This window comes from Paenibacillus canaveralius, from assembly GCF_047238265.1.
GTDB lineage: Bacteria > Bacillota > Bacilli > Paenibacillales > NBRC-103111 > Paenibacillus_F.
Map to the genome: position 1 here is coordinate 1,697,501 of NZ_JBDFMM010000001.1, position 19,293 is coordinate 1,716,793.

16 protein-coding genes and 2 rRNA genes (1 of these 18 running past the window's edge) are annotated in these 19,293 nt (G+C 51.2%); 11 read left to right on the forward strand and 7 right to left on the reverse strand.

All coding sequences use genetic code 11. The features are described from left to right. Both ABC395_RS07910 and rrf read left to right on the forward strand, forming a co-directional pair. Positions 1-524, forward strand: a 23S ribosomal RNA gene (locus ABC395_RS07910); it begins 2,393 nt to the left of the window's first position. Positions 525-699: 175 nt separating this feature from the next. After that, positions 700-816: ribosomal RNA gene (rrf, locus tag ABC395_RS07915) — 5S ribosomal RNA — on the forward strand. A 380-nt stretch (positions 817-1,196) separates the two neighbouring features. Here the strand turns inward: rrf and ABC395_RS07920 are convergent. Beyond that, positions 1,197-1,865, reverse strand: a complete 669-nt coding sequence (locus tag ABC395_RS07920) for a TetR/AcrR family transcriptional regulator (RefSeq protein WP_413002089.1) — start codon at positions 1,863-1,865, stop codon at positions 1,197-1,199. Between the two features lie 202 nt (positions 1,866-2,067). Here ABC395_RS07920 and ABC395_RS07925 point away from each other — a divergent pair, with 202 nt between their 5' ends. Further along, the gene (locus tag ABC395_RS07925; protein WP_413002090.1) at positions 2,068-2,826 is read left to right on the forward strand and encodes an SDR family NAD(P)-dependent oxidoreductase; all 759 of its coding nucleotides are present in this window, start codon (positions 2,068-2,070) and stop codon (positions 2,824-2,826) included. Between the two features lie 59 nt (positions 2,827-2,885). Here the strand turns inward: ABC395_RS07925 and ABC395_RS07930 are convergent, their stop codons facing one another. Then, a complete protein-coding gene (locus tag ABC395_RS07930; protein ID WP_413002092.1) occupies positions 2,886-3,749 on the reverse strand; it encodes a helix-turn-helix domain-containing protein in 864 nt (287 codons plus the stop codon). Between the two features lie 207 nt (positions 3,750-3,956). On the opposite strand from ABC395_RS07930, the gene ABC395_RS07935 reads away from it, so the two are divergent. The 6 genes from ABC395_RS07935 to cyoD all read left to right on the forward strand — a co-directional run bounded on the left by ABC395_RS07935 (position 3,957) and on the right by cyoD (position 10,151). Next, complete coding sequence (locus ABC395_RS07935; protein WP_413006705.1) at positions 3,957-5,003, forward strand: glycoside hydrolase family 88 protein; 1,047 nt, start codon at positions 3,957-3,959, stop codon at positions 5,001-5,003. Positions 5,004-5,432: 429 nt separating this feature from the next. After that, positions 5,433-5,711 carry a hypothetical protein gene (locus ABC395_RS07940; RefSeq protein ID WP_103995309.1) on the forward strand — a complete coding sequence of 93 codons (279 nt, stop codon included), beginning with the start codon at positions 5,433-5,435 and terminating at the stop codon, positions 5,709-5,711. Between the two features lie 501 nt (positions 5,712-6,212). Continuing rightward, a complete protein-coding gene (gene cyoA / locus ABC395_RS07945; protein WP_413006706.1) occupies positions 6,213-7,181 on the forward strand; it encodes a ubiquinol oxidase subunit II in 969 nt (322 codons plus the stop codon). Between the two features lie 23 nt (positions 7,182-7,204). Continuing rightward, on the forward strand, positions 7,205-9,175 hold the full coding sequence (locus ABC395_RS07950; RefSeq protein WP_413002094.1) for a cbb3-type cytochrome c oxidase subunit I: 1,971 nt from the start codon (positions 7,205-7,207) through the stop codon (positions 9,173-9,175). A 30-nt stretch (positions 9,176-9,205) separates the two neighbouring features. Then, complete coding sequence (gene cyoC / locus ABC395_RS07955; RefSeq protein ID WP_181024381.1) at positions 9,206-9,805, forward strand: cytochrome o ubiquinol oxidase subunit III; 600 nt, start codon at positions 9,206-9,208, stop codon at positions 9,803-9,805. A gap of 1 nt (position 9,806) precedes the next feature. Next, complete coding sequence (gene cyoD / locus ABC395_RS07960) at positions 9,807-10,151, forward strand: cytochrome o ubiquinol oxidase subunit IV (protein ID WP_413002095.1); 345 nt, start codon at positions 9,807-9,809, stop codon at positions 10,149-10,151. A 943-nt stretch (positions 10,152-11,094) separates the two neighbouring features. Here the strand turns inward: cyoD and ABC395_RS07965 are convergent. Then, positions 11,095-11,415: a T9SS type A sorting domain-containing protein gene (locus ABC395_RS07965; protein WP_413002097.1), complete on the reverse strand. Its 321-nt coding sequence runs from the start codon at positions 11,413-11,415 to the stop codon at positions 11,095-11,097. A 670-nt stretch (positions 11,416-12,085) separates the two neighbouring features. Between ABC395_RS07965 and ABC395_RS07970 the strand changes: the two genes are divergently transcribed. Continuing rightward, a complete protein-coding gene (locus ABC395_RS07970) occupies positions 12,086-14,002 on the forward strand; it encodes an arginine--tRNA ligase (RefSeq protein WP_413002099.1) in 1,917 nt (638 codons plus the stop codon). A gap of 155 nt (positions 14,003-14,157) precedes the next feature. On the opposite strand, the gene ABC395_RS07975 is transcribed toward ABC395_RS07970, so the two are convergent. From ABC395_RS07975 to msrA, 4 genes are all read right to left on the reverse strand, one after another. Next, positions 14,158-15,096 (reverse strand): D-alanyl-D-alanine carboxypeptidase family protein, encoded by a 939-nt coding sequence (locus ABC395_RS07975; protein ID WP_413002100.1) that lies wholly within the window; start codon positions 15,094-15,096, stop codon positions 14,158-14,160. Positions 15,097-15,285: 189 nt separating this feature from the next. Continuing rightward, the gene (locus ABC395_RS07980; RefSeq protein ID WP_413002102.1) at positions 15,286-16,422 is read right to left on the reverse strand and encodes a sensor histidine kinase; all 1,137 of its coding nucleotides are present in this window, start codon (positions 16,420-16,422) and stop codon (positions 15,286-15,288) included. Then, positions 16,412-17,107 (reverse strand): response regulator transcription factor, encoded by a 696-nt coding sequence (locus ABC395_RS07985; protein ID WP_413002104.1) that lies wholly within the window; start codon positions 17,105-17,107, stop codon positions 16,412-16,414. Before ABC395_RS07985 ends, ABC395_RS07980 begins: the two co-directional genes overlap by 11 nt. 188 nt (positions 17,108-17,295) lie before the next feature. Continuing rightward, positions 17,296-18,264, reverse strand: coding sequence for a peptide-methionine (S)-S-oxide reductase MsrA (msrA, locus tag ABC395_RS07990; RefSeq protein WP_413002105.1), 969 nt, complete (start codon positions 18,262-18,264; stop codon positions 17,296-17,298). Between the two features lie 232 nt (positions 18,265-18,496). Here msrA and ABC395_RS07995 point away from each other — a divergent pair, with 232 nt between their 5' ends. Continuing rightward, a complete protein-coding gene (locus ABC395_RS07995; protein ID WP_413002107.1) occupies positions 18,497-19,054 on the forward strand; it encodes an NUDIX domain-containing protein in 558 nt (185 codons plus the stop codon). The last annotated feature ends 239 nt before the right edge of the window (positions 19,055-19,293 follow it).

Below are 19,293 nucleotides of genomic sequence, written 5' to 3' on the forward strand. Positions count from 1 at the left end.
CAGGGACGAAAGTCGGGCTTAGTGATCCGGTGGTACCGCATGGAAGGGCCATCGCTCAACGGATAAAAGCTACCCTGGGGATAACAGGCTTATCTCCCCCAAGAGTCCACATCGACGGGGAGGTTTGGCACCTCGATGTCGGCTCATCGCATCCTGGGGCTGAAGTAGGTCCCAAGGGTTGGGCTGTTCGCCCATTAAAGCGGTACGCGAGCTGGGTTCAGAACGTCGTGAGACAGTTCGGTCCCTATCTGTCGCGGGCGCAGGAAATTTGAGAGGAGCTGTCCTTAGTACGAGAGGACCGGGATGGACGTACCGCTGGTGTACCAGTTGTCTCGCCAGAGGCATCGCTGGGTAGCTATGTACGGAAGGGATAAGCGCTGAAAGCATCTAAGCGTGAAGCCCCCCTCAAGATGAGATTTCCCAGTATGTAAGACCCCTTGAAGACGACGAGGTAGATAGGTTGGAGGTGGAAGCACAGCAATGTGTGGAGCTGACCAATACTAATCGGTCGAGGGCTTGACCACCAAACATGTGCGGAGTACAGGTTACTTCGAAAGCATATACTTAGGCACTTACGACAGTAAATGCCGCATCGGAAGCATACCCAGCGTATGCACCACAAGATCTTTGGATGGATCGACTGCTTGTTTCGCTGCTAGTTTTCAGGGAGCAACCCTGATGTGTCTGCATAGACACCTGTTTGGTGACGATGGCGGAAGGGAACCACGCGTACCCATCCCGAACACGACCGTTAAGCCTTCCAGCGCCGATGGTACTTGGACCGAAGGGTCCTGGGAGAGTAGGACGTTGCCAAGCACGCAAGAGTCCTTTTGAACGTAACCGTTCAAGAGGGCTCTTTTTTGTTTATATTGTTTTCATTTGCAGAGTCACAATGGCATTAGGTGACGGCATGCTTTTATCACCATGCGGCTCAATCGATCAATCCAATAAGAATAACCAGTTATATTATCGGAGATTCATTGGAGCAGAAAAAAAGAAATTATAAAAAGAAACTGTCCAGACAACTGTCAACAACCTCTCTGTCATTAGCTGCCATAAGCCGCGTTAACGAAAACAACCCTATTGGGAATCCCAACAGGGTTGTTTTGCATAAACGGAACCTTTAAAAAGTGATTCAAACGATAAAGCCATGGAGCCAGTTTAGGCCTTGGAGACCTTATAACAGAACTAACTGTTTAAGGTGCCTCTTTGGTCGACGGCTTAAGATAGTCCAGAAAAATAGTTTTGAGGATAGCCAACTGAGTTTCGGGCGGAAGCTTGGCTTCCAGCATGACGATGCTTTTTTGCATAGAGAGTTTCTTAGAGACAATACCAAAAGCATGAATAAGGCTGGAGAGCGTATCCTGAATCGTGATGTCACTGCGAATAGATCCATCGATCCGTCCGGTTATGATGATTTCGGTAAGAACCTCGCTGAACTTGCGGATAGCGGCGTTGTATAGTTCGATATCCGCCAGGGGAACGGAGGACTGGGCCGCGTAACTCTCGAAAGCCTCGATAAAACGGGTATTGTCCAAATGCTGCGGCTCAATGAACGAAATAAAATGGTCAAAAAGTTTATCCAGCTTCTCCATACATGTGCAGGGTAAATCGGCTACGGACTGAAAAGTTGAGATTTGGGATTCAATAATTTTAACGGCAACCGCAACGATCAGCTTGTCCTTTTTAGGAAAATAACGGAAAACCGTAGCGATGCCGATATTTTCTTCATCCGCGATTTCCTGCATAGTTGTTTTTTCGAGACCTTTGCGCATAAAAACTCTTTCGGCGGCATCGATCAGGCTGTTTTTTCTGACTTGCTTGCCTTCACGGCGTTCTTGTTCCAATCTGGTTTTGGGGGGCATTGAAGCTCACGTCCTTTCAATCCCGGTTGGGCTGATTGCCATCCTAGCAAACCTTCCGCTAATTGTCAATGCAGGCCCGATTTCATTTTTTCCAAAACATGTTATTGAGCAACGTTTTTATGAGTGATATAATAACAATCAATACGATAGTTAAACTATCATATATTTAATCATTATACTCTGGCTCAAGGGGATTAAGAACATGACAACATTAGCTAAGATCGCAGTAGTGACAGGTGCAGGCAGCGGAATCGGAAGAGCAAGCAGCTTGAAGCTGGCCGAAGACGGTGCAAAAATCGTAGCGGTAGACTTTAACAAAGAGACCGGTGAAGAAACGGTCCGTCTCATTCAAGAACAGGGCGGAGAGGCTTTTTTTGTCCAGGCTAACGTGGCTATAAGCGAAGATGTGCAGAACTATGTAAATAAGGCGGTAGAAAAGTACGGCCGCATCGATATTTTCTTTAATAACGCGGGAATTATTCAGAAATTCAGTCCGCTTACGGAAGTTGAGGAAGACGAATATGACCGCCTTATGAATGTGAATGTAAAAGGAGTATTTCTCGGTCTGAAATATGTGCTGCAGGTGATGGAAAAGCAGGGCGGCGGCGTGGTCATAAACACGGCTTCTACAGCAGGCATACGGAGTGAGCACAGCGTGAGCGTATATTCGGCCAGCAAGCATGCGGTTGTCGGATTAACGAAATCCGCGGCTCTTGAATATGTCAAAAAAGGCATCCGCGTTAACGCGATCTGCCCGGGTGGGGTTCAAACCGCTTTAACGGACAGCGTAACCGAAATGTTCAAAACGACGGGTTTTGTACCGGAAGAAATACCTAACATGCGTATGGGCCGGTATGCGCAGCCTAACGAGCTGGCTGAAGCTGTCGCTTTCCTGGCATCGGATAAGTCCAGCTATATGACCGGTTCCATTTTGGTAGTCGATGGCGGTTTGACACTGTAACGATCGTACACGTAAAAGAAAAGGCAGGGCGTCGAAAGACGTTCCTGCCTTTTTTGCGTTTAACTGGCGCGATATTTTGCGGGCGAGAGGCCGTTATGTTTTTTGAACAATTGACAAAAGTAAGAGAAGTTAGAAAACCCGATTCGATGGCCGATTTCGCGGACGGATAAGTTCGTCGTTTTAAGAAGAAAAGAGGCTTGCTGCAGCCTTTTGGCGGTCAGATAGCCGGTTAAGGTGCTCCCGGTTTCCCTGTGAAACAGGTAGGAGACATGGTTGGGAGTAAGGTGCACGTGCCGGGCCAAATCGGTCAGGCGAAACTCCGACGCATAGTTGACTTCGATCCAGTCCAGTATAGCGGCGACGGACGGGGAAAAGCGAAGCGTAGTGCCGACTCTTCCGGGGGCAGATCCCTTTTCGAAAAGAACTTGAATCCGGTGGAGAAGGGATATCGTATCCAGCACAATTTTTTCAGATTGAAGAGGGGTGCTCCCGTTCACCGATGTATTTCCTTTGTAAAAATGAAAAAGGGCATCCACTGCTTGGGGATCCGGTACATCAATCCACTGATGATCGAACGGATGTTTCCAAATATGCAGCAAAAAACTGTTTAACGCCGGGTAAGGCTCGGTGTACCGGAGCAAAACGGCCGGATCGAATAACAGCATGGAACGGATATAGGGCTGCTCTTCAGTAATGGTCATCCGTATCGTATGAAGCTGGAACGGTTTAAAAAACAGAAGCGTACCCGGCTTCATCTCGAACAGATCCTGTCCGATCATGACTCTTCCCCTGCCACGGTGAACATATAGTATTTCGATTCCTTGATGGGCATGAAAAATATCGCGAAAGCTTTCCGAACGGTTGACACAAAGAGAAAGCTGAACGGGATGCCGTCCAAGATCGGCATAATTATCAATCTTCATGATGAGGCCCTCTATGAATTCGTAATTTGACAACATTATATCATAATATTCCCAAAACTATGCCGAACGCGGTTTGTTACGATAGAAGCATAAGGACACTAACGGAGTCCGGCGGTAGAGCATGGGCCGGACGGATAGCCGGAGAGGGCAGGGATAAGAGTGAATAACGAACAATTATGGAGCGAGCTGCGGAAGAAAGTAAACAACATGGCGGAAAAAATGGGGGACCGGTCGCCTCATGTGGCTTTTGACGGGGTATATGACGATATGAGAGTGGATTGGTGGACCTCCGGCTTCTGGCCGGGAATGTTGTGGATTATGCATGAAATGACGGGGGATCCTTCATTGCGGCAAAAAGCCTGGGACTGGGATGCGAGACTGGAACAGTGTATGGTGAACGCCTCCAATCTGCACCATGACGTCGGCTTTCAATTTCTTCCGACGGCGGTTATCAAATACAAGCTTACGGGAGACGCCGATGCTCGCAGAAGAGGATTGCAGGCGGCGAATTTCTTGGCGGGGCGGTTTAATCTCGCCGGCCGTTTTCTGCGGGCCTGGAACCAAGACAAAACCGGCTGGGCGATTATTGATTCCTGCATGAATCTGTCGCTGCTTTTCTGGGCGGCGGAAGAAATACAGGACCCCCGCTTCCGTCATATAGCGGCAGCCCACGCGGATACCGTGCTGGAACATTTTATCCGGGAAGACGGATCGGTCCGGCATATTGTCAGCTTTGATCCGGAAACGGGGGCTTTCCTGGAAGCGCTGGGAGGTCAAGGGCATGCGCCGGAATCGGGATGGAGCCGCGGACAGGCTTGGGCCCTATACGGGATGGCGAACGTTTACCGGTATACCGGCGAAGTACGCTACCTTCATGCGGCGAAAAGAGTCGCCCATTATTTTGTGGCATGCCTGCCCGAAGACGGCGTGCCGTACTGGGATTTCCGCACCGGGAATGCGGAAGGAGAGCCCCGGGACACTTCGGCGGGAGCCTGCGCCGCGTCGGGAATGCTCGAAATCGCAAAGCATGTGCCGGAATTCGAGAGAGCGCTGTATGAGCAAGCGGCGGCAAGGATTATGGCGGCTTTGGCCGGCTCATACGCTTCATTTGACGACGGGAGCGAAGCGATCCTTCGGGAAGGCACGGGCAATAAACCCGCCGGCCAGAACATCGATGTAGGGCTGATCTACGGAGACTATTTCTTTGTCGAGGCGGCCGCAAAACTGAACGGCTGGCAGGGAAGCGTTTTTTGAAAGGTGTTTTTTGAAAATGGGAAGGGAAAGACAGGCAGGGAAGTCTAAAAAGAGACCTAGCGTCATGTGACGCCGAGCAGGGTGCATTGGGAGCTACGCGGTGCCCGACGAATATTGGCTTTTTATTGACGGAATCCTATCCGTGTGGTTAGGAAACCGAATTCCTGGCGACAGAAATATGATTATCGGAAGAGGGGGATGCCGTAAGTTCACTAGAGTGTATTGGGGGATGAGAGGGAAAAGAGTTTTTGCGGCACAAGTAGTGCGGTTATGGAACGTTGTTTTCCTAATGTTTACCTCCTTCTCGTTTCGGGTAATAAAAAGTGTCCAATTATTGATCAAAATTTGAAAATTGTTTGAACAAATTTTAAAGATTGTGCTATAATAGACACAAATAGACCCTTACTGCACGAAAGGGAAGTGATTTCAATGACAACCAAAACATTAACCGTACCGCAAAGACAAAAAAACGAACGCGAAGTTGGTCGCTTATTCTCTTTTATGAACCTGATGGCATGGAGCGCGCTTGTAATCGGCGTTATTATGAGCCTGTGGAACGTGTTCCACTTTAGTGACAAGAACCTGACGCTGATGGTCGGCATCGGCTTTATGGTCGGCAGCGTGTTCATCTATACGATCGGCACTGCGATTCACCTGGTGCACGAGCGTAAGTTTGAACAGCAGGAGAACGGTGAAGTAACCGAATAATCGGAATGAAGAAGAAGTCCTCTGGACCCGCAAGGGTGGAGGGCTTCTTTTTATTGTCTTCCCGTGAATGTATATAGAAAGTTTGAACGTGTAAAGGAAAACGGAAGATTAACCGGAACGGGCTGTTAGAAGACGGGCAATTCGGGTAATGAACCTAAAGGTGTGTCTACGGATCGACATAATCGGACAGAATTTGCGTTCACAATTAGAGCCGGATGGGACCTCGGTTTCATCCAAGTTTTGGTGGAAACGCTGGTCTGGCAAGGTTTTCTGCCTATTCATTACAAAAAAACGTCGAAACGTTGAACTTTCTATTACGGAATTTCAACGGTTCGATGACACCTTTGTTAACAGGGCAGATGTTCGATTCCGTTTCTGTTATGTTTATCACATACATGAAAGAACGAACGATCTCCGCGTCTTAGGACGGCGGGGGCGTTAGTCAGGAGATGAGGAGAATTGAAGAAGGGGAACTTGTTCCGGCGTTTTAGCGCAGTATTCATGCTGGTGTTGATGGCGGTCGTTTCCGCAGGCTGTAAGAGTCCGATCGTATTGGATCCGAAAGGTCCCGTCGGTCAGCAGCAGATGGATTTGATCGTGATTTCGACTCTGCTCTGCCTGGTCATCATCGTACCCGTACTCGTGATTACCTTTGTAATCGTGTGGCGCTACCGTGACAAGCCGGACAGAAAGGCGAAATATACGCCAAACTGGGAGCACAGCACCAAGCTAGAAACAATTTGGTGGGGGATCCCGATTCTGATTATTTTGGCACTTGGTATCGTTACCGTCCGTTACACGCATGCGCTGGAGCCTTCCAAACCGCTTGCGGCCGAGAAAGAGGTTAAGCCGATCACGATCCAAGTTACGTCTTTGGACTGGAAATGGCTTTTCAAGTATCCCGAGCAGGGTATCGCGACAGTTAACTATGTTCAGTTTCCGGAAGATGTACCGGTTCGTTTCGAGCTGACTTCGGACGCACCGATGAACTCTTTCTGGATTCCGCAGCTTGGCGGACAAATTTACACGATGTCCGGAATGGCCATGAAGCTGAACCTGATGGCCGACGAGCCGGGCGAATATATGGGTTCGGGCGCCAACTTCAGCGGTAAAGATTTCGGTAAGATGAGATTCGTCGCGAAAGCAACGACTCAAGCCGAATTCGATTCCTGGGTCAATGGAATCAAAGGAAGCTCTCCGGAGCTTACGCTGGACGGATACAAGAAGCTTGCTGAGCCTGGCGTATCGGAAGTTCAGTCTTTCTCCAAATTCCCGGAAGGGTTGTTTGAGAAGATCGTAACGAGATACTCCCCGTCCCATAACCATGGAGGCTTCGGTGCACCTGTGCCTGCCAAGCCATCCGCCGGTACCGAGTCGGGTACATCTGACAAAGCCGCCGGAAACAGTTCAACGGAAGGCTCGGGAGCAGTGAAGCAGGAAGCTTCCGCCGCTCATACGGGCCATGAATAGAGAGGAAAGGGGGAACATCCATCATGCTGGATAAAATCAAAGATTTCGCGTCCACGTTCTTCGTAACCGGCGATCCGCTGATTTACGGCGCTGACGTGAGTATCGCTCTGGCGACTATCGCCATCATCTTTGTACTGACTTATTTTAAAAAATGGACATGGCTGTGGCGCGAATGGCTGACTACCGTCGACCACAAGCGTGTCGGTATCATGTATATCATCGCATCGATCCTGATGCTGTTCCGCGGCGGCGTCGATGCGCTGCTTATGCGTACGCAATTGGCGATGCCGGATATGGAGTTCCTGCAGCCGGAGCACTATAACCAAATTTTCACCACGCACGGCGTAATCATGATTTTGTTCATGGCGATGCCGCTGATGTTCGGCTTGTTCAATATCGCCGTACCGCTTCAGATCGGAGCGCGCGACGTTGCGTTCCCGTTCCTGAACGCGCTCAGCTTCTGGCTGTTCTTCTTCGGCGCGATGCTGTTCAATATGTCTTTCGTTATCGGAGGATCGCCTGATGCGGGCTGGCTGGCCTACCCGCCGCTGTCGGAGCTCTCACACAGTCCGGGAGTCGGGCAGAACTTCTATATCTGGGGGATTCAGATTTCCGGTATCGGTAGTTTAATGACCGGTATTAACTTTATCGTGACCATTCTGAAAATGCGCGCACCGGGCATGAAGCTTATGAAAATGCCGATGTTTTCCTGGTCCGTGCTTTCCAGCTGTATCGCGATCATTTTCGCCTTCCCGATTCTGACCGTGACGCTCGCTCTGCTGTTCCTTGACCGTTTCATGGGCGCGCACTTCTTCACGCTGGACGGCGGGGGCAATCCGATGATGTACATCAACCTCATCTGGATGTGGGGTCACCCTGAGGTTTACATCGTTGTACTGCCGGCATTCGGTATATTCTCGGAAGTCGTTTCGACTTTCGCGAAGAAAAAATTGTTCGGGTACAAATCCATGGTATTCGCCATGATGATTATCAGCGTTCTCTCGTTCTTTACTTGGGCGCATCACTTCTTCACGATGGGTTCGGGGGCCAATGTCAATGCCTTCTTTGCCATAACGACGATGATTATCGCGATTCCGACGGGAGTGAAGGTATTCAACTGGCTGTTCACCATGTACCGGGGTAAAATCAGGTTCGATACGCCGATGCTGTGGACGATCGGATTTATTCCGTGCTTTATCGTGGGCGGGATGACAGGCGTGCTGCTTTCCGTAGCGCCGGCCGACTTCCAGTTCCACAACAGTTACTTCCTGATTGCCCACTTCCACCAAGTGCTTATCGGCGGTGTCGCATTCGGATACTTCGCGGGTCTTTACTACTGGTGGCCGAAGATTTTCGGCTTCAAGCTGAATGAGAAGCTCGGTAAATGGGCATTCTGGCTTTGGAATATCGGTTTCTATGTCTGCTTCATGCCGCAATATTTCCTCGGCCTGGACGGTATGACACGACGTATCAGCACATACGGCTGGGATTCGGGCTGGTACGGCTTGAACCTGACTTCCACTATCGGGGGCTTCCTGATGGGGGTAGGCTTCATTTTCCAAGTATGGCAGATCGCACACAGCATCAAGTTCATGGAGCGCGACACAACAGGCGATCCATGGGACGGCCGTACGCTGGAATGGTCCATTCCTTCTCCGGCTCCGCTTTATAACTTTGCGACGATTCCTACGGCAAGCGAGCAGGATCCTTGGTGGGAAGAGAAGCAGCGTCTGGAGCAGGGCGGCAAACCGGCGCCTAAGGCGAAGCTTGAACCGATTCATATGCCGAAAAACTCGGCGATTCCGTTCATCAAATCGCTTTGCTGGTTCATCGCGGGCTTCGGCTTCGTGTTCGGCTGGATGTTCTTCGCCATCCCGGGCATGATCGGAGTCGCGGTATGTATGCTCGCACATTCCTTTAACTATGATACAGATTACTATATTCCGGTGGATGAGATTGAACGCACGGAAGCCGCGGCAAGGGGGTCGGTCTAATTGGCACAAGCAAGCAGTCACAATAAAGCAATGTCTCACCAGCACGATCACAGCCATGATGATGGCCATCATGACCTCGAATCGCTGCGGATGTTCGGCTTCTGGATCTTCCTGATCACCGACGTTATTCTGTTCGGTACGTTGTTCGCTACGTACATTGTTCTTCACGGCAACACAAACGGCGGTCCGACTCCGGCAGAGCTGTTCGAAATGCCGGGCATTATCGCGGAGACGTTCATCCTCCTCACGTCCAGCTTTACAAGCGGTCTGGCCGTACTGGCGATGAACAAAGGCAACCGCAAAGGCCTGATCGGCTGGCTGGCCGTAACGGCGCTGCTGGGCGCTTCCTTTATCACGCTGGAAGTAACCGAGTTTGTCAAAATGGTTCATGAAGGCGCGACGATTTCGACGAGCGGTTTCTTGTCCGGGTTCTTCACGCTGGTCGGAACGCACGGTATTCACGTATCCGTCGGTCTCGTATGGATGATTGCGTTGATGATTCAGCTCAGCCGTCACGGCATCAACACGGTAACACGCCGTAAAGTGAACATCATCAGCTTGTACTGGCACTTTCTGGACGTGGTCTGGATTTTCGTCTTCACGTTCGTTTACTTGATGGGGGTGATGTAAGATGGCACAACATACGACCCATTCGGGCGGAGCGCACGACCATGAACACCATGAATCGCATGGTTCTCTGAAGTCTTACGTCATCGGTTTCCTGTTGTCGATCGTGCTGACGATTATTCCGCTGGTCGTTGTTCTGAACAAAATGGTAACGGGCAAGGCGGCCATTCTGGTCCTGCTCATTACCGCCGTTCTCCAATTCGCCGTGCAGCTGTTGTTCTTCATGCACTTGACGGACGAGAAGGGACCGCGTTACAACCTGTTGACCTTGATTCTCGGTCTCGTGATTTTGACGACGATCGTAGCAGGTTCCATCTGGATTATGACTTACAACACCGTCGCTCATTGAGCGAGGTCTCGAAGAGCTTTCCCGCTTATGCGGGGAGGCTCTTTTTTATGGGCGCGTGAGCACGATTTTTCGATAATAGAAGAAATTTAGTCAATTTAGAAGCAGTAGGCTGAGTGCAATCGGATTCGGCTATAAGCAGGTTGGTTATGTTCACGGATAAAAGAGGAAACCAATCAATAAAAAAGAATAATACACTATGCTTGTAAGCCCCTTTAATTAACGACACTTCGTAGGCGGATAAGAATGGAGATAAGTGTGAAACATTGTCCTAAATGCAAGAGTGACCGAATAAAGCGAACTTCTTCAATTTTCACGAGATTGCTAATAGCCCTTTATTTATTTCTGACTTTTCTGTTTTACACGGGAGGATTTTCATATGGGGCCATGCTTTGCTTGGTTTCTTTCGTAGTTCCCTATGATCATACATGTCTTAACTGCAGTCATAGGTTTTATAAATTTTTCCCCTTATTGAACAAGGCTTCTCTATTCGGATTTTCGGTTTGGGATCAGTGTGTTTTGGCCCTTGCTCCTTCCATGTTTTTGATTACAGCGTTAATCGTATATTTTCCTTCCACGGGGCTTGGCAGAATTGTTAGCCTTCCCGCTGTTTATGTTTTAAACAGTACGGTGATCGCGATTGGCTTCCTAAAAAGACCACAATACGTAAATCGGACGATTTCGGTAACCGTCGCAATCCTGATAACGTTATTCCTTTCGATTTTATTGCATCCTCAAGAATTTAATCCCCCGGTTATGGAGCAATTGTGGGAGTTGGCTTTTGGCCGGTAATTGCAACGGCAGAATTTTGTTACACCCGTGTAAGAAGAAAAAAAGAAAGCCCAATCGGCTTTCAGCCTTAGGAATAGGGCGACGTCATGAACCGGAAGTATCAGGACAAGAAATAAATAAAAAAGCCTCGAAATCGAGGCTTTTTCATGTTGCATTATTGGAAACCGTAATGCAGGTTCGAGACCGAAATAGCTTGTCCGCCGATAATGATCTTGTAAGTGCCGTATGGAAGGTTAGGAATCGAAGCGTTGATTGTTCCATTTCCGCCAACGGAGGTGAAGATTTTGTTGTAAACTGCTTGTCCGTTCTGGTTGCTGACATAAACCTCAGCATAAGTAGACCCTGTGAAATTGGCCGTAATGTTCAGCTGGCCCTGGCCTGTAGCCTGCACACTTGTAGCGGCTGATGCGGAGATAGGAACAACAATAAACAGGGCGAAACAGAGGAACAACATAGCTAAAACTCTACTCTTCATAATTACACACCCTTTACCATAATTTAGATTACATCATCAAAGTAACACATTAACGTACAAGTGTAAACGGTTAAAATGGCTGAATTTAAAATAAAATCTGTAATTATTATAGTTATAATCTATAAAAAGAAATTTAATACGGATAATGAATTTATTACATAAATTTTAGGAGAAATATTTCTTCATAAATTAATACTTATCATCATCATGAATATTTTTGTAAACATAAACATGTGTTTCAGCACAGGTTTTTAGTTTAGGTCTCAATCGGAACCGGGGTCATTTCTTCCGCAAGTTTTTCCTTGCTACAACTCTTTTTAACAAATGCCGCCTTGACAACAAGAAGATGTTCCGGTATAAATAATCTAATTATTCAAACAACGCAAAAACAGAACGTTTAAGAACGGGATTGGTATTCAGACGGATAGTCGCAGCGAGCCGGAGAAGGTGAAAGCCGGTACGGATGTCTGGTTGGCCTCGGGCCCGGGAGATGGTCTTCTGAACGGAAACTAGGAAGATCCGGCTGAACGCCGTTATCGGTCAAAAGAGGTCCGGTTATCCGCAGAAGCGGAATCGGGCACTTAGAGTGGTACCGCGGGAACTCATGAGCTCTCGTCTCTTCATAGAGACGGGGCTTTTTTGCGTTCATCATCAAAAGGGGGTTGTGAAAATGATATCCGCACTATTGCGCATTGAAATCGAAAAAGAGGTCGGGAAGCTGCTGAACGAAGCGGGCATCTCGTGGCCGCCGGAACTGAAAGTACGGGTAGATAGACCCGCCCATCCCGAACACGGGGAGTACAGCACGAATGTCGCCATGCTTTTGGCTAAAACCTTGAGAAAGTCTCCCATGGAAATTGCAAATAAGCTAAAAAGTGAGCTGGAGCATGCGAAGATCGCAGAAGGTATTTTTTCCGGAATAGAGATCGCGGCACCGGGTTTTTTAAACGTTTCAATCGATTGGAAAGTTTGGCTGAACCGCCACCGGGAATATTCGGATTACCATAGCGAGACGGAGAAGGGGAAGGTGGTGATCGAGCATACGTCGATCAATCCGAACAAATCCGCCCATATCGGACATCTGCGCAATTCCTGTATCGGAGATACGCTGGCGCGCCTTTTGGTGAGAGCGGGCTGTGAGGTGGAAATTCACAATTATATCGATGACCTGGGAAATCAGCTGGCCGATACGGTGGTAGGTATCCTTTGTACGAGTGCGGAGGGGGAGCATGTCCGTTTCGGTGATTATTGCTGGGACACCTATGCAAAAGTAAACAAAGCGTACAAGGAGAGCTCCGCTTTGCTTGAAGAGAGAACGAGGGTGCTCCACGAATTGGAGGAAGGAAAATCTTCTACGGCCTGGATCGGACGTTTGACGGCGGAAAAAATCGTGCGGGAGCAGCTTCACGAGATGAAGGCGTTCGGCATCGGGTATGACGTGCTCGTATGGGAAAGCCGTATTGTGGCCGAAGGGTTGTGGGAAGCCGCTTTCGAACATCTTAAGGCGACGGATGCGTTTTATAAAGTGGAGGAAGGCAAGCTGGCCGGCTGCTGGGTACTTCGCCACGAAGGAGCGAGCGGGGATGAAGCGGAGGTGCCCGGCGATCTTGACACGGAAGCGCATCAGGCGGATAAGGTACTCGTCCGGTCGAACGGAATTTTGACGTATACGGCGAAAGATATCGCCTACCATTTGTGGAAGTTCGGTTTATTGTCCCAGGATTTTAAGTATATGCCGTTTGAAGAAGACGTTTGGTCCACCGAACCGCAAGGACACTTGAGGCCGTTCGGCGGCGGAGAAACGGTGATCAATGTGATCGATCATCGGCAGGAGTATCCGCAGACGATGGTCAAGCTGGCGCTGGAGGCGCTCGGCTACGGCGTACAGGCTGCCCGGCTGCTGCATGTGAGCTACGGGGTCGTTTCGCTGAGCCCCGAAACGGCGGGCAGCCTGGGAGTCGACACTTCCGCAGGGAAAGGCTCGTATGCCATGTCGGGCCGCCAAGGTATAGGCATCAAAGTGGCCGAGCTGCTCCAGGCGATGGAGGAGAGCATCGAGTCTCAGCGCTCCCGGAAGGAAGGGCTATCCAGCCGGGACATTGCGGCCGCCGCGATCCGGTATTACCTGCTGAAATATCATCTTCAGACGGAAGTCGTTTTTGATCTGCGCCAGGCGACGGAAGTAAGCGGCAACTCCGGCGTTTATCTGCTGTACGCGTACGCCCGTGCCGGTAGTGTGCTGGAGAAGGCGGGCGCAGAACGGACAGTGAACGGGCAGGCGTTCAAGGAGCCGCAAGTTCCTTGCGTGGACGGCGGGACGCTGGAAACCCCCGAGCGCCAGCTGCTGAAGCAGATCGCGTACTGGACCGAGACGATGGATGCCGCCGTCCGGCAGCTGGCTCCGAATCTGATCTGCAGCTATGCTTTCGAGCTGTCGCTGCTGTTCAACAACTTCTACGGAGCTTGTCCGATACTGAAGGGACCGGCCGACCGGGTGGGGCTGCGGGTTTGGCTGACGTGGAAATTCCGTGAAACGTTAGGGAAAGCGCTGGATGTGCTCGGACTGCCGGCTCCCGAACGGATGTGATTTTGACGGCTGGCACGGTATGACTCACTTTGCCCGAAAGGTTCATCACCTTTCGTTCAAGCAGGGACAGCCGTTCGGGACAAGGAGAGTAAGGCAGCTGTGGAGACACTGCCGAAGCCCGGCCCGGTCCTGACCGTGGCTTGGAGCCGGCCGGTTCAGGCCGTTTCCTTGTTCACGGCAAGCTTGAGCAGCGCATGGGTGTCGGTATAAACGCCGCCGGAGCTTGAACGGAGGACGACGGTAATCAGGTTCTTTCCGTCGAGATCGGCCGACGAAACAAGACAATAGCCGGCTTCGTCCGTAAAGCCTGTTTTGACGCCGTTAACGCCTTTGAAGTAATAGGCGCCGCCTTCCTGAAGAAGCTGGTTCCGGTTGACGAACGTTTGCGAATGTCCGGACGAAGCGACCGTATGCCGGGGCTCATCGACAATACCTCGGAACACTTTGTTCTTCATGGCTTCCCGGGCAAGCAGAGCCATATCGCCCGCAGTCGTGTAATGCTTAGGATCGTGCAGCCCGTGCGGGTTCGTGAAGTGGGAGCGCTTGGCGCCGACCGCGGCGGCCTTCTCGTTCATCAGGCCGGCAAAGTAGTCGATGCCCTCTTCCGCGGAAAGCTTCCGGCCGCTGTCCTTCTCCGCGATGTAGCGGGCGACGGTTCTTGCCGCGTCGTTCCCGGATGGAAGCATCATCGCGGCGACAAGATCCTTGAGCGAGAGGCGCTGGCCCTCCCACAGTCCGGCGGTACTTTCCCCCGGCGTTTTCAGCCGGATTTCGTCGCCGACCGTGATGCGGTCTTTGGAGCCGCCTTTCTCGAGGGCGACCATGGCGCTGACGATTTTGGTGGTGCTGGCGGGGTAAAGGCGCGAGTCCTTCTGCTTCTCGAAAAGGACCTTGCCGGTATCCGCGTCCATAAGGACGGCGGCTTCTCCCTCAACGGAAGACGTTAAAGGGCTGCCGCTTCCGCCCAGAAGACCTGAGCGCAGGGTCGATAAAGCGGATACGGCGCGAGGCTTAATGACATGTAAAGGATCCGAAACCAGGGTCAGGGCGACGACGGCAGCCGTGAGTCCCAGCAGGGTTGATTTTAGTTTCATAGGGTATTGCTCCTTTCGGGTTTGAGGCGGTAACTGTTCTCCTTCTATATTGGACCCCAACGTTTAATAATCCGATAAGAAAACCTTACGAAATAATTACGTTTCTCTGTGATTTTAGACAGATTTTGAGAGTTTCCGGCACAGTCTATTCCGGGGATAAAAAAAGCGATCTCCCGCGGGAGATCGCGTCTAGAAAGAACCGGAACGGACGGAGGAGGGAGGAACGCCTTCGGGATTCAGCGTCCTCAGGCGAACCGTGAATACCGTCTCTTCCGGATCGCTGTAAGCCTCGATCGTTCCGCCGTGAAGATCGATAATCTGCTTGGCGATGGCCAGACCGATTCCCGAGCCCCCGAGATGCTTCGTACGGGACTTCTCAACGCGGTAAAACCGCTCGAAAATCCGCGGAAGATCGGGTGCGGGGATCGATTCTCCGTAATTGGTTACGGAAAGGACAATTTCGCTGCCCTCGATCCGTCCCGTGACGTCGAGATAGGCTCCGTCATGCCCGTACTTGATGGCGTTGGTGATCAGATTCTCAAACACCCGGCGCAGTTTGTTGCCGTCCGCAAGCACGTAGAGGCGGGGCTGCTCGAACGTCATGCGCGTATCCATTTCAGCTTCCTTAAGCTGCAGCTGAAAAGCGGAGAAAATCTGATGCAGCATTTCAACCAGATCGATCTTGACGAGCTGCAGTTTCATTTCTTTGTTCCGGAGCCGCGTGTACTCGAACAAATCCTGAACGAGCTGGTTCAGCCGCTGGGATTCCTCGTAAGCCATCCCGATATAGTGGCGGAGCTCCACTTCGTCACGGTATCTGTCCTGATCCACCAGGCCCAGATAACCGGTAATGGAAGTGAGCGGTGTCCGGAGATCGTGCGACACGTTCGTGATCAGGTCGTTCTTGGCCTGTTCGGCCTGTCGTTCTTCCTCCAGGGAGAGCTTCAGACGGTCCACAAGCCGGTTGACGTGCACGGCTAGCTGACCGAGCTCGCCGGAGCCTCCTGCCGGAACGCGGTGATTAAAATCGCCGTCGGTGATTTTTTGCATATTCTCGATAATCTGCGCGAGCGTACGCTTGTCCCGGTGACGCTGCTCCAGCCGGTAAAAGTAAATAAAAAAGAGAAGAAAGATAATCAGTCCGGCCTGAATGTAAGCATCGGGATAGCCGATCCGGTAGTTGATCCAGATCAAAATATTTTCCAGGCTGATCCGCTCGGAAAGGTAGGAATAGAAGAGCGTGCGGCCCAGGAGAAAAATCAGAAGCAGCACGATCAGGGCCGATCCGAGGCTGTACAGCAGGGCTCTGCTCCAATTAGTTTTCAAGCTTGTAGCCGACCCCCCAGATCGTGTGAATGAGTTTCTCGCCTTCCGTTTCTTTCTCCAGCTTGTCGCGGAGGCGGCTGATATGAACCGTTACGGAGTTGGTGGATTCGAAATATTTTTCTTTCCAGATTTTCTCGAAAATTTCTTCCGAGCTGAATACACGTCCCGGATGAGTCGCCAGCAGAGACAGAATGCCGAATTCGATCGGCGTCAGCTTGACGAGGCGACCGTTGGCGGTAACGGTGTGGGTCTGCTTGTCGATCAAGAGGGAGCCGATCCGGGTCGTGTGCTCCTCGGCGGGAACAGACGCCTGGGCCTGGAAATAAGCCCGCCGCAGCAAGGATTTGACACGGGCGATCAGCTCCAGCGGATTGAAAGGCTTCACGACATAATCGTCCGCCCCGGTCATCAGCCCGGTAATTTTATCGAGGTCCCCGTCTTTGGCGCTGATCATCAAGATGGGGGTCATTTGCTTTTCGCGTATTTTCATGCACACCTGAAGGCCGTCCATGCCCGGCATCATAATATCGAGGATGACGAGGTGAACCGTCTGTTCCGCCATAATTTCCAGAGCCGTCAGGCCGTTGTCGGCTTTGTAGACGGTATAGCCTTCGTTTTGTAAATAAATTTCGATCAGTTGAGCGATTTTATCGTCGTCGTCGACGATCAGAATATGCTTGTCCATGTCCGTTTTCATCCTTTGTTTGGCCCGTTTGCGGCGGGCCGGCAGTCATAATGGTTCCATTGTATCATTTGTTGGTCAGGATCTTTTTACAAAAAGGTTAAGAAATTCTTTCAATAAAAAAAGCGGGGATGCCCCCGCGGCTTGAATAAAGGCCGGCCCGGCTCCACAAGAGGAACCCGGCCCGCTTCTTATTTCGAAAACAGTTTCAGGTAATCGCCGTAGCCTTCTTCTTCCAGTTTGTTTTTCGGAACGAAGCGCAAAGCGGCCGAATTGATGCAGTAGCGGAGCCCGTTCGGACCCGGACCGTCTTCGAAAACATGCCCCAGATGAGAATCCGCTTCTTTGCTGCGGACTTCCGTACGGACCATATTGTGGGTCAGATCCACGTGTTCCGTTACCTGCTCGCCCTGGAGCGGCTGCGTAAAGGAAGGCCATCCGCAGGAGGAGTCGAACTTGTCCAGGGAGCTGAACAGCGGCTCGCCGGATACGATATCGACGTACAGTCCTTCTTCTTTGTGATCCCAGAATTCATTGCGGAACGGCGGCTCGGTGCCGCTGTTCTGCGTCACTTCATACTGCATGGGCGTGAGGCGTTTTTTGAGATCCTGATCTTTCGCGTGGTCTTTCCATGTGTTTTTCAAAAATGCCGCCCTCCCTGATCCGACCGAGTACGCTTTATAGCGCAGGGGATTTTTTTTATAGTAAGCCTGATGATACTCTTCCGCCGGGTAAAACGGCTTGGCCGGTAAAATTTCCGTGGCGATCGGCTTATCGAACCGTCCGCTGCGGGCCAGCTCCAGCTTGGATTTCTCCGCCGCCGCCTTCTGCTCCTCGCTGTGATAAAAAATAGCCGTTTGATACGACTGTCCGCGGTCGTTAAATTGGCCGCCCGCGTCCGTCGGGTCGATCTGCTGCCAGAATACCTGAAGCAGGCGCTCGTAAGAGAACACGGCAGGGTCAAACGTGATCTGGACCGCTTCGTAATGACCGGTCGTGTCGGAGCAGACCTGTTCGTACGTTGGGTTCTCCAGGTGACCGCCCGTGTAGCCGGATTCGACCTTGAGAATTCCCGGCTGTTCGTCGAACGGCTTGACCATGCACCAGAAGCAGCCGCCCGCAAATGTCGCCAGCTCGGATGATTTGTTTTCCAAACTCATGGTTTCCCAGCTCCTTTATTTAAAAAGTTCTTTAATGTCGGTTAGATTCCTGACCTTTCCATTATACCATCTCTCCGCCCGAAAAAAGAAATCCGCCGCGGGGGTCAGGCGGCCGGTCGTTCTCCGCCCCCGCTTTACGGCCGGGCCGCTCTTTCACGTGAGCCGCGAAAGGAGTATAATGGCCCTTGCATGAGCGTATGCAGTCCAATCCCAAACGAAACAGGTGACTTCGATGGAAGCGAATTATTGTATGGCGTGCGGAACCCCGCTGGAAACGCGGGATATGGACGGAACGCTCCGCCGGGCCTGTCCGGCCTGCAGCTTTGTCCACTGGGGCAGCTACAGCGCGGGCGTAGGGGCTCTCGTGATGCGCGAAGATAAGCTGTTGCTCGTCCGCAGAGCGCAGGAGCCGGGCAGGGGAAGATGGACCAACCCGGGCGGCTTTATCGAACAGCTTGAGCTTATACACGAGACGATTGCGCGGGAAGTGCTGGAGGAGACGGGCATCGAGGCGTCCGTCAAAAGAGTGGTGGCGCTTCGTGATATGCCGAAAAGCATTCATAACATTTATATCGCCTTCGCGATGGACTACGTAAGCGGCGAACCCGTACCGGACAATTGCGAGGTAGACGCCGCGGGGTTTTACAGCCGGGAAGAAATGGAGACGATGAACGTGGCTCCTTTCACGCGCTGGCTGGCCGACATTGCCTGGAACGGCCGTGGCGAAGGGCTGGTTATCGACACGGACCCGGTGGTGCCCCTGGACGGATACGGACTTTTCCGCGTCTAGCGCGGCTAAACGGCGGGCGGGATACAAAGCATAGGCATGCAGCAAAGGCGGTAACCGCCGGAGCTGCATGTTTTTTTATAGCGGAAAAAAGCATTTGAAAAACAGCCGGCTATCAAAGATCCGGAGTCTGAATTCCAACTGGTAAAATTATTCTCCATAAGCGTGAAAAACCGCAATAAAAATTCCTTGTACAGATGGAAGTTTCCTGTGCTATCTTATTGCCATAGAAAGATTTGGAA